Raw genomic sequence first — 10,166 nt, 5'->3', positions numbered from 1 at the left:
AGCTCGATGCGGCGTGCCTCGCGCGCGGCGTGCAGACGCTACTGGCGCAACCAGCGCGCGGGTTCTATCTGATCGCCGAACGCGCCGGCGCGCGCGTCGGCACGCTCATGGTCAGCTACGAATGGAGCGACTGGCGCGGCGGTGATTTCTGGTGGATCCAGAGCGTTTATGTGTTGCCCGAGGCACGGTGCGGCGGCGTTTATCGCGCCTTGCACGTGGCCACGCGAACGCGCGCGCAAAGTGCCGGTGCCGTGGGCTTGCGCCTTTACGTGGAGCAGGACAACACGCGCGCGCAACGCAGTTACGCCGCGCTGGGCATGCGGCGCACGGCTTACGCATTGTTCGAGCAGGAATTCGGCGCTTCGTGACGGCGTTCGCGCTGGCCACGGACGCGCGGGCGCAAGTCGCGCTAGGCTAGGCGTCGTAATGATTCCGTGATGACTGCATCATGCGTATCGCCCGTGCTGCCAACGCGCTTTTGCTGGGCTTGTTGCTGAGTTTTTCGGCGCAAGCCGCCGTTGTTGCCACCACGCTGGTTGCGCAGCCGGAGCTGTCGCGCTTCACCGCTGCGCTCAAGGCGACCGGCCTGGATGCGCGCCTGCGTCAGGGCCAGTGGACCGTGTTCGCGCCCGCGGACAGTGCACCGGCGTTGCCGCCACCGCCATATCGCGCGCAGGATCTGCCGGCCCTGCGCAACTGGCTGGAACACCACCTGGTGCCGGGGCGCGTGCTGCCCGCCAGCACGTCCGTGGCGCAGGCGCCGCGCAGTCTTGCCGGCAGTGGCGTGCAGTTGCAGGGCACGGCCGGGCAGCTTGTGGCCGATGATGCCCCGGTGCGCGGCGCGGCAGTGCGGGCCGACAACGGCCTGATCTACGTGCTGACGCAGCCGCTGCTGCCGTTTGCACCTTGAATATCGTCCGTGCTCGCGACCTCTTCCAGCGCGGGGTGATCGTCGGTGGGCGCTGACCACCAGCGCAGCCGGCTGCGTGGCCAGCGCGCGCAGCAATAGCTCGCCGCTCTGCGCCGCGAGCGCATCGACCTGCGGACTGCCGCGCAGCGAGATTCCCGCAACCAACAGCACCACGCCGTGGACGCTTTCTTCGCCAAGCGTCGCGCATGATCAAGCGCGCCGGGCTGAATGCAGCGGCGCGAACGCGAATTGACAAGCGCCACGCCCCGCAGCGCGGAGCCACGCACGCCGCGTGATTTCAGGCGTGCAACGCGTAAGCCTTCAGGCGCGCAGCGTACTGCTGCAACACGGCGATGCCACTGGCTTCAGCCTCGCGCACCCACTGTTGCAGGTTCTTCAGCGCCTGCTCGGGCACGCGCTGGTCCAGCGAGGCAACCAGCCGCGCGCGAAACTCGATCACGGTGCGCAGCGTCGGGCGGCGCTCAATGAGCGTTTGCATGCGCTGACGGCCCTCGCCATCGAGCCAGCGCCCGCCGTCGGCCAATGCACGACGCAGCTTGGCCGGTACCGCGCGCACGCGCTCGCTGGCCTGCGCCGCCTCGTCCTTGAGCGTGGGCATGATCACCTGACGGTAGTAATCGGTGAGCGCATGGAAACGGTGCGTGAGCACAGCCCTGAGCGTTTCTGAATCAGGCAGGTGCACGTTAGGGCGCACATCCAGCGACGGTGCGACGCGCAGCACCTTGGCCAGACGCAGCGCCTGCAAGCCGCGAATCACCACCCAGCCAATGTCGACCTCGAACTTGCGCAGCGCGAACTTGGCCGAGCTGGGAAACGCGTGGTGATTGTTGTGCAGCTCCTCACCACCGATCCACAGACCCCACGGCAAAAGGTTGGTCGAGGTATCCGCCGACTCGAAGTTGCGGTAGCCCCAATAGTGGCCGAGACCGTTGACGAAGCCGGCTGCCCAGAACGGAATCCACAGCATCTGGATAGCCCAGATGGCGAGGCCCCAGAAACCGAACAGCGCGATGCTGATCAACGCCAGCAGAGTCGGACCCATATCGGAATAGCGCGCATACACGTGGCGCTCGATCCAGTCATCGGGGGTGCCGCGGCCGTACTTTTCCTCAATGGCCTTGTCGCTGGCGGCGACGCGATACAGCTCCACGCCCTGCCAGAACACGCGCTTGATGCCGAACACCATCGGGCTGTGCGGGTCTTCCTCGGTCTCGACCTTGGCGTGGTGCTTGCGATGCACCGCCACCCACTGCTTGGTGACCATGGCCGTGGTCAGCCACGCCCAGAAACGAAAAAAGTGCGCGATGAGCGGATGAAAATCCACGCCGCGATGCGCTTGGCTGCGATGCAGATACAGCGTGACCGAGAGAATGGTCAGTTGCGTCACCACTAGCAGATACAGCGCCATGGCGCCGAAGCTGGCGTCAATGAGGCCGTGCGCAAGAAAGTTCAGTAAGGTATCGAGCATGGAAAGATCACGAAAGCGCGAAGGCGACAAAGTTTAAACCCCGCCCGCCGTACCTGCCAGCATGGTTGCGGTGCGCGGCGTCTGCCCATGACAATCTGTTCCATGTCGTCTCTCCCACCCCGGCTCGCCCTGCACGCGGTCAGCCGTCGCCGCGCTGGCCGCGTGGTCCTCAAGCCAACCACGCTGCATCTGGCCGCGGGCGAGGTGCTGGGCCTGCTCGGCGTCAATGGTGCCGGCAAATCGACCACGCTGATGCTGATGGCCGGCGTGCTCGCGCCGAGTGGTGGACGCGTGGAACTGAATGGCGCCGATCTGGGCGAAGCGCCGGAACGTGCGCGCCATCACATCGGCTATCTGCCTGAACACGCGCCGCTGTGGCCGGAGCTGAGTGTGCGCGAACAGCTTGATGCACACGGCCATCTGCGCGGCCTGCGCGGCAAGGCGCTGGCGGCGCCGCGCGAAGCACTGCTGCAGCGTCTGGATCTGGCGCCGCTGGCGCGGCGTCTGTGCGCACAGTTGTCGCTGGGCCAGCGCCAGCGCGTCGGTCTGGCCTGCGCGCTGCTGCATCAGCCTGATGTGCTGATCCTTGACGAACCCGGCACCGGCCTCGACCCCGTGCAAACCGAAAATCTGCGCGGTCTGCTGCGCGAGCGTGCCGCCGCCGGCGCTGCAATCGTGTTGTCCACGCATCTGCTGGCCGAGGTCACCGCGCTGTGCTCCCGCGCGGCCATCCTGCATCAGGGCGAGCTGCGCCACGATGCGCCACTGCGCGCCGCACACGCAATCTGGCGCGTGACGCTGGACACCAGGCAGACCGAACCCGCGCGCGCTGCGTTGACGGCGCTGGCCGAAGCCGTCGAGGTCGAGGACGCGCAACATCTGCGCGTGCAACTGCGCAACGACGCCGATGCGGCGCTACTGGCGCGCACGCTGGTTGGCGCCAACCTGACGCTGCTCGGGCTGGAACCGGCCACGCCACCGCTTGCGCGCGTGTTCATGGATATCGCCGCCAGCCGCGGCGAGCGCGCCGCATGAGCACGCTGGCGGTGCTGCGCCTGGAACTGCGCCGACTGTTGCTGCGCCCGTGGCCGTGGCTGCTGGCGGCGGCGGTATTGGCCTGGCTGGGCTGGAATGAGCTGCTCGCCGTGGGTGCCTTCCTCAAGGCGCAGGATCGCCTTGCCATGCTGCCGGCCGCGCCAGGTTTCACCGACATCGTCGCCGTACCGCTGCTGGCGCAATTCGCCGAGATCGCGCTGCTGCTGGTGCCGCTGCTGAGCATGCAGGCGCTAGCCGGCGAGCGTCGCGCCGGCACCCTGTCGCTGCTGCTGGCGCAGGGGCTTTCCGCGCGCAGCATCGTGCTCGGAAAATATCTGGCGCAGTTGCTGTGGCTGTTGGCTCTGCTGGCACTGGTGCTGCTGCTGCCACTGTTGCTGGCACCGGCCACGACGCTGGATTGGGGCAAGCTGGCGGCGGCCACACTGGGCATCGCGCTGCTGCTGGCGGGTCTGCTCGCGGTCGGCGTGGCCTGCTCCAGCTACACGCGGCAACCGCCGCTGGCGGCGGCGCTGGCACTGGCGCTGACTCTGGCACTGTGGGCCGGCGTGGCGCAGGGCCGCGCGCCGCAATTGGCCGGGCCGCTGTTGGGCTGGATCAGCCTGCCGACACATCTGCAGCCGCTGCTGCGCGGCCTGGTGAGCACCAGCGACATGGCCTATTTCGGCATCCTGATCGCGCTGGCGCTGAGCCTGGCCGTGCACCGGCTTGGCCGCGAACGGGAGCTGGGCTGATGCGCGCGCGTCTTGATGCGCTGCTGGTCTATGCGCTGCTGCTGATCGCGGCAGCAGCGCTGGGCTACCTGAGCACGCGTTACAGCGCCACCTGGGACTGGACCTACGAAGCGCGCGCCAGCGTCGCGCCACAAAGCATCGCGGTGCTGCGCGATTTGCGGCAGCCACTGCAAGTCACCAGCTACACCAGCCCGGGCAGCGGCCTGCGCGCGACCATCAGCGGCTTCATCGCGCGCTACCAGCGCTACAAGCCCAACCTCAGTCTGCGCTTCATCGATCCCGCCACCGACCCTGCTGCGGTGCGCGCCGCCGGCATCAGCGTCGATGGCGAACTGGTGCTGCGCTATGGCGATCGCAGCCTGCATCTGACGCAGTTGTCCGATCAGAGTTTCACCGACGCGCTGGCCAATCTGGCGCGTGGCGGCACACGTCTGGTGGCTTTCGTCAGCGGCGACGGCGAACGCAGCGCCGAGGGTCGCGCCAATGCCGACCTCGGCAGCTTCATGGCACAAATGGCGGCGCAAGGCGTGCGCGCGCTGCCGTTGAATCTCGCGCAGGTTGCCAGCGTGCCGCAGAACGCCAATCTGGTGGTGCTGGCCAGCCCGCTGGCACAGTTGTCGCCCGACGCGGTGCACGCGCTGGTGCAGTGGCTGCACGACGGCGGCAATCTGCTGTGGCTGACCGATCCCGGCAGCGTGCATCTTGGTCTGGCCCCGCTGGCGCGAGAGCTGGGCATCCGCGCGCTGCCCGGCGAGATCATCGACCCCAGCGGCGCCGCGGCCGGAGTACGCGATCCGCGCGTGCTGGTGGTCAGCCACTACCCGCCCGACCCGATCACGCGCGGCTTCGCGCTGGATGCGGCGTTCCCGGGCGTGGTCGCACTGGCACGCACGCAGGGCAATTGGAAGTACACGCCACTGCTGAGATCCTCGCCGCAGAGTTACACCGCCGCCGCGGGCGTGGGTGCGCCACCGGCTTACTCGGCCAGCGCTGGCGACCTGCGTGGCCCGCTGGATTTCGGCTTCGCGCTGACGCGGCTGTCGGCCAATCCGTTGCACACCGAGCAGCGCGTGGTGGTGATCGGCGATGGTGATTTCATCTCCAACACCTTTCTCGGCAACGGCGGCAACGCGGCACTGGGCACGCGTATCTTCGACTGGCTGCTGGGCGACGACACACTGGTGCACTTGCCGCCACGTGCCGCGCCCGACCGTCATCTCGACATCGGCCAGCGCGGCTTGAACGCGCTGACGCTGACGCTGGCGGCGTTGCCGCTGTTGCTGCTGGCGCTGGCCAGTGTGCTGTGGTTGCGGCGGCGGCGGCATTGATGCGGCGGCGTCTGCGCGCGCGCATCCTGTTGCTGGTCGCCGTGCTCGTGTTGATTACGGCAGCCGGCTGGTCGTGGCGACAGCAGCAGGCACAACTTGCCGCGCAACACCTGCTGGCGATCACGCCGCAAACGATCACGCACATCACGCTGCAATTGCCAGGCATGGCCGCGCGGCAATTCCGCAAGCGCGGTGGCGTATGGTGGCAACAGGCCACGCCACCGCGGCGCGCGGATGCGGCACAACTCGACGCGTTGGCACAAATTGCCGCAGCGCCGGTGCTGCGCTGGTTGCCGGCACGCGCAGTTCACGCTGATCACCTGGGTCTGACCCCGCCGCTTGCGGTGTTGTGGCTGAACGGCACATGCCTCGCCTTCGGCGGACTCGCGCCGCTGGCGCCGCAGCGCTATGTGCAGGTGCCGGATGGCCGCGTGGCGCTGATCTCGGCGCGCTACAGTCCCTATCTTGGCACCGAAAACACGCAAGCCGCCGCACATGCCGGAACTCCCTGAAGTCGAAACCACGCGCCGCGGCCTGCTGCCGCACGTCGAGAGCCACCGCGTGTTGGCCGTGACCCTGCGGCGGCCGGATTTGCGCTGGCCGGTCCCGACTACCCTGCAAGAGATCCTGCCTGGGCAGCGCATCACGCGCATCGAGCGCCGCGCCAAATATCTTCTGCTGCATACCGCCGCCGGCAGCCCGCTGATCCATCTCGGCATGTCGGGGTCACTGCGCGTACTCGCGTCCAACCTGCCCGCGGGCCAGCACGATCACTACGACTTGTTGCTGGATTCCGGCCGCGTGCTGCGCTACACCGACCCGCGCCGCTTCGGTTGTCTGCTGTGGCAGGCGCCTGGCATGCTGCACCCGTTATTGGCCACGCTGGGTCCGGAACCGCTGTCGGCGGAGTTCGATGGCGACTATCTGTGGCATCGCGCGCACGGTCGCAGCGCGCCGATCAAGACTTTTTTGATGGATCAGCGCATCGTGGTCGGCGTGGGCAATATCTACGCCGCCGAGGCGCTGTTCGCGGCCGGAATACATCCGCTGCGCGGCGCCGGGCGCGTGAGCCGCGCGCGCTGTGCGGCGCTGGCGGATGCGGTCAAGCGCATCCTGGGGTACGCGATCGCGCGTGGTGGCACCACGCTGCGCGATTTCATCTCGCCGGACGGCGTACCGGGCTATTTTGAGCAGGAACTGTCGGTCTACGGCCGCGCCGGCCAGCCTTGCAAGGCTTGCGGACACGCGCTACGCGTAATCGCGCTGGGACAGCGCAGCAGCTTTTATTGCCCGCACTGCCAGCATTGAAGTGCCGCGAATGATGGTCAATAAAGGCCATGGGCACACCGGAGGCCATTCCCTGCAAACTTGCGCTGCGCCTCAGAAGCGGCAACCGGGGCCCAGCCCGCAGACCAGCGGATCAATCTTCGCCGAACTCGCGCTGGCCAGCGAACCGTAGGTGCGCGTACTGAAGGGTCATGTTCACGCCCGCACCTAGAAATGGCGACACCGTGCTGTTGGGCATGAGTGCCAATTCAGCGCGACCATTGGCGAGAGTGCCATTGTTCGACTTCGGATCAACGGTGTGTGCGCCAAAGCGCCGCATCCACGGCGCTGCATCTTGCGCAAAGCTCGCACCGGAAAGGCTCAGGCCGGCCAGCAGGGCGGCGGCGATCAGGGTCTCACGGAATCTTCTTGAATATTGTCAGGCGTCGGGGTTGGCGCAGTCGCTGTTGCGCCCGACCCCGACAGTGTCGATTTCACGCGCCAACACCGCCTCGGTCACCATCAATTGCCCGCAAGAGCGACAAGCCGCCGCAGGCTGTCGAAAAAGTAATGCGCGCGACGCGTCGGCGTAGGCGATCGTGCGGCATCGTGACGGCAGTTTGCACGAGGTTCCCATGGTTCATTTTCTGGTCAGTTGGCTGCACTGGCTTGGCATGCTGTTTCATCCGCACGGCGCCATGGCCGCCGGCTGCGCGCCTGTGGCGGCTGATGCGCCGGCGATCGCGGTCATCGTACAGCGCGCCGAAATGACCAGCGGCGGCTATGCGGTGGCGCTGGACAGCGCCTGCCTGCACGGCGCGCCCGTGCTCAGCGTGACCACGGTCGCGCCGCAGCGCCTGGCCGTGGTGCTGATGGCACGCAGAGACGGCACCCTGCTCGATCTGCGCTGGCAAAGCCATTGGCAGCGCTGGTTGCATGGCGATGAAATGCAGGCGGTGCGCGGGGAACGTCCGCCGCTTGATCTTGTCCAAGCCTTGCGTCGCGTCGCGTCCTACGGCATGGTCACGACTGCCCGCCTTCGCTACGAGGGATCCCGGCCGCACTGGTCCTTCACGGTCGATAATGCGGGCAGCAACCAGATATGGAAGGTCGAGTCCATTAAAGGCCGCGTGTTGATCGCCAGCAGCAATTGATACGTCCAGCGCCTATCGGCGCAACGCTCCGGCATTTCGAGGTGCTCCATGCGCATTCTGGTGGTTGAGGACGATGGCGAGACCCGCGACTGGATCGCGCGCGGACTCGAAGAAGAGGGCTACCACGTCGAGACTGCCGACGATGGCCACGAAGGTTTGTTCATGGCGACACAGGGCGCGTTTGATGCGCTGGTGGTGGATCGCATGTTGCCCAAGTTGGATGGTCTCGGCTTGGTCAAAGCGCTGCGCGCGGCGGACCTGCGCTCGCCGATCATCATGCTCACCGCGCTGATCGAAACTCCGCAGCGCGTCGAGGGGCTTAATGCCGGTGCCGATGATTATCTCGGCAAACCATTCGCGTTCACCGAGTTGGTGGCGCGTCTGCAGGCATTGGGTCGCCGCCCGCCGCTGGCCGCCGTGCAAACCACGTTCGAGGCTGGCCCGCTGCGTCTGGACGTGGCCAGTCGCACCGTCACGCGCAACGGTGAGACGATGGATCTCACCCCGACCGAGTTCCGCCTGCTGGAAAGTCTCATGCGGCATGCGGGCAAGGTCGTGACGCGCACCATGCTGCTGGAGCAGGTCTGGCATTTCCATTTCGATCCGCGCACCAGCGTCGTCGAAACCCATATGTCGCGGCTACGGGCCAAGATCGATCGCGGCTGGAACGGCAGCGAGTTGATCGAAACCGTGCGCGGCTACGGATATCGCGTGCGTGTCGACGGCGTCAGCGAATAAGACCAGCAGTTTTTTCCGCCTCAGCCTGCTGCTGGCGGGCCTGTTCGCGCTGGCCTCGCTGCTCATGGCTGGCGCGCTGTATGTAAGCGTCACCCGCAACGTTAGCGCGCGTCTGCACGAGGATATTCGCACCGATGCGCTGGATCTCGCCTCACTGGCATCGCACTCCGGTGAGGCGGCGTTGCGTAGTGAAATCGAGCAGCGCGTTGATCTGGATACACCGCTGCCGCGTTGGTACGCTTTGTTCGCGCCCAACGGCCAGCGCTTGGCGGGCAATCTCGCCTGGCGTCCGCCCGGGCCGGGATGGTGGCACCGCCCCTTTCGCGCGCGTCCCTCACCGACCGGGCTCCTTGCGCCAGTGCACACGCTGACGCTGCTCGCCCTTGGCACCGCGCAGGGCGATTTGCTCGTGGTTGGCCGTGATCGCACTTACATCGATGAGCTCGAAGCGAGTTACGGGCGTGCCTTCGTCGGCGTGCTGCTACTGACTGTGGGAATTGCGCTTGCGCTGGGTGCGCTGATTGGCCGGCGCATGCTGCGCCGCGTCTCGGCCATGAGTGACACCGCGGCAGCCATCAGCGCCGGCCAACTGTCACGGCGCATGCCAGTGCGCGGCAACGGCGATGAATTCGACCGTATCGCCCAAACCGTCAATGAGATGCTGGAACGCATCGAGGCACTGCTGGGCGAGATGCGCCGCATCGGCGCCGACATCGCCCACGATTTGCGCACGCCGCTGACGCATCTGCGACGTAGATTGGAATCGGCACGAGCACACCCGCCCGCAGCAGGTACCGAGCTTGACACTCTGCTTGAGGATGCACTGCAGGAAATCGACGAGTTGCTGGTGATCTTTCAGGCCTTGCTACGTATCGCGCGCGTGGAATCTGGCGAAGCACGAGCAGACTTTGTCGCCATCGATCTAGGCGCCTTGCTGACCGAATTGGCCGACGCCTATTCACCGGTGGCCGAGGCCGAGGGGCGTCATCTCGATCTGAATTTGCAGCCGAACATCGTGGTGCTGGGGGATCGCGAACTGCTGGTGCAAGCCTTTGTCAATCTGATCGAAAACGCGATCCGCCATACATCCGAAAGCGCACGCATCCGACTGCAGATCCACCGCACAGCGCAGGATGTCGTCGCTAGCGTTGCGGACGACGGCCCCGGAATCCCGGTCGAGGAACGCGACAATGTTCTGCAACCCTTCCGTCGCCTCGACCGCAGCCGACACACCGCCGGCAATGGCTTGGGCTTGGCGTTGGTGCGTGCGGTGGCGGAGCTACACGACGCAGAGCTCACACTGACCGACAATGCACCGGGCTTGCGTATCAGCCTGCGCTTTGCGACCTCACGCATTTGAAGCGTTTCCGGAGCACAGCACGCATTTTGCCTTTGCTGACCCCGCAAAGCCGACGGGCCGATCGACAGATCGGCCCGTTGGGGGATGGGAACCTTGGCGGTGACCTACTCTTGCATGGCTAGAGCCACACTACC

General features: G+C 66.5%; 11 protein-coding genes. 10 read left to right on the top strand and 1 reads right to left on the bottom strand.

Going from position 1 to position 10,166, the window contains the following annotated elements; all coding sequences use genetic code 11:
* Both ACYDAT_RS14815 and ACYDAT_RS14810 read left to right on the top strand, forming a co-directional pair.
* Positions 1-368: GNAT family N-acetyltransferase (locus ACYDAT_RS14815; protein WP_461451095.1), on the top strand; the 368-nt coding region annotated here is incomplete at its 5' end.
* Between the two features lie 80 nt (positions 369-448).
* Positions 449-910 (top strand): fasciclin domain-containing protein, encoded by a 462-nt coding sequence (locus ACYDAT_RS14810; protein WP_461451093.1) that lies wholly within the window; start codon positions 449-451, stop codon positions 908-910.
* A 298-nt stretch (positions 911-1,208) separates the two neighbouring features.
* Here the strand turns inward: ACYDAT_RS14810 and ACYDAT_RS14805 are convergent, their stop codons facing one another.
* Positions 1,209-2,399 (bottom strand): DesA family fatty acid desaturase, encoded by a 1,191-nt coding sequence (locus ACYDAT_RS14805; RefSeq protein ID WP_461451091.1) that lies wholly within the window; start codon positions 2,397-2,399, stop codon positions 1,209-1,211.
* An 87-nt stretch (positions 2,400-2,486) separates the two neighbouring features.
* On the opposite strand from ACYDAT_RS14805, the gene ACYDAT_RS14800 reads away from it, so the two are divergent.
* The 8 genes from ACYDAT_RS14800 (at position 2,487) to ACYDAT_RS14765 (ending at position 10,032) form a co-directional block, all read left to right on the top strand.
* Positions 2,487-3,434: an ABC transporter ATP-binding protein gene (locus ACYDAT_RS14800; RefSeq protein ID WP_461451089.1), complete on the top strand. Its 948-nt coding sequence runs from the start codon at positions 2,487-2,489 to the stop codon at positions 3,432-3,434.
* Entirely contained in the window at positions 3,431-4,186 is a 756-nt protein-coding gene (locus tag ACYDAT_RS14795; RefSeq protein ID WP_461439079.1) for an ABC transporter permease subunit, read from the top strand. The genes ACYDAT_RS14800 and ACYDAT_RS14795 overlap by 4 nt, the downstream gene beginning before the upstream one ends.
* On the top strand, positions 4,186-5,514 hold the full coding sequence (locus tag ACYDAT_RS14790) for a GldG family protein (RefSeq protein WP_461451087.1): 1,329 nt from the start codon (positions 4,186-4,188) through the stop codon (positions 5,512-5,514). Before ACYDAT_RS14795 ends, ACYDAT_RS14790 begins: the two co-directional genes overlap by 1 nt.
* Positions 5,514-6,026, top strand: a complete 513-nt coding sequence (locus ACYDAT_RS14785) for a hypothetical protein (RefSeq protein ID WP_461439077.1) — start codon at positions 5,514-5,516, stop codon at positions 6,024-6,026. Before ACYDAT_RS14790 ends, ACYDAT_RS14785 begins: the two co-directional genes overlap by 1 nt.
* Positions 6,010-6,822, top strand: coding sequence for a bifunctional DNA-formamidopyrimidine glycosylase/DNA-(apurinic or apyrimidinic site) lyase (gene mutM, locus ACYDAT_RS14780; protein ID WP_461451085.1), 813 nt, complete (start codon positions 6,010-6,012; stop codon positions 6,820-6,822). Before ACYDAT_RS14785 ends, mutM begins: the two co-directional genes overlap by 17 nt.
* A 632-nt stretch (positions 6,823-7,454) precedes the next feature.
* Positions 7,455-7,934, top strand: a complete 480-nt coding sequence (locus tag ACYDAT_RS14775) for a hypothetical protein (RefSeq protein ID WP_461442239.1) — start codon at positions 7,455-7,457, stop codon at positions 7,932-7,934.
* Between the two features lie 48 nt (positions 7,935-7,982).
* Entirely contained in the window at positions 7,983-8,672 is a 690-nt protein-coding gene (locus tag ACYDAT_RS14770; RefSeq protein ID WP_081126409.1) for a response regulator transcription factor, read from the top strand.
* Positions 8,650-10,032 (top strand): sensor histidine kinase, encoded by a 1,383-nt coding sequence (locus ACYDAT_RS14765; protein WP_461451083.1) that lies wholly within the window; start codon positions 8,650-8,652, stop codon positions 10,030-10,032. Before ACYDAT_RS14770 ends, ACYDAT_RS14765 begins: the two co-directional genes overlap by 23 nt.
* The last annotated feature ends 134 nt before the right edge of the window (positions 10,033-10,166 follow it).

The organism is Metallibacterium sp. (assembly GCF_054637675.1).
Note: the sequence above shows the minus strand (reverse complement) of the source record. Positions and strands in the feature narration are given on the sequence as shown.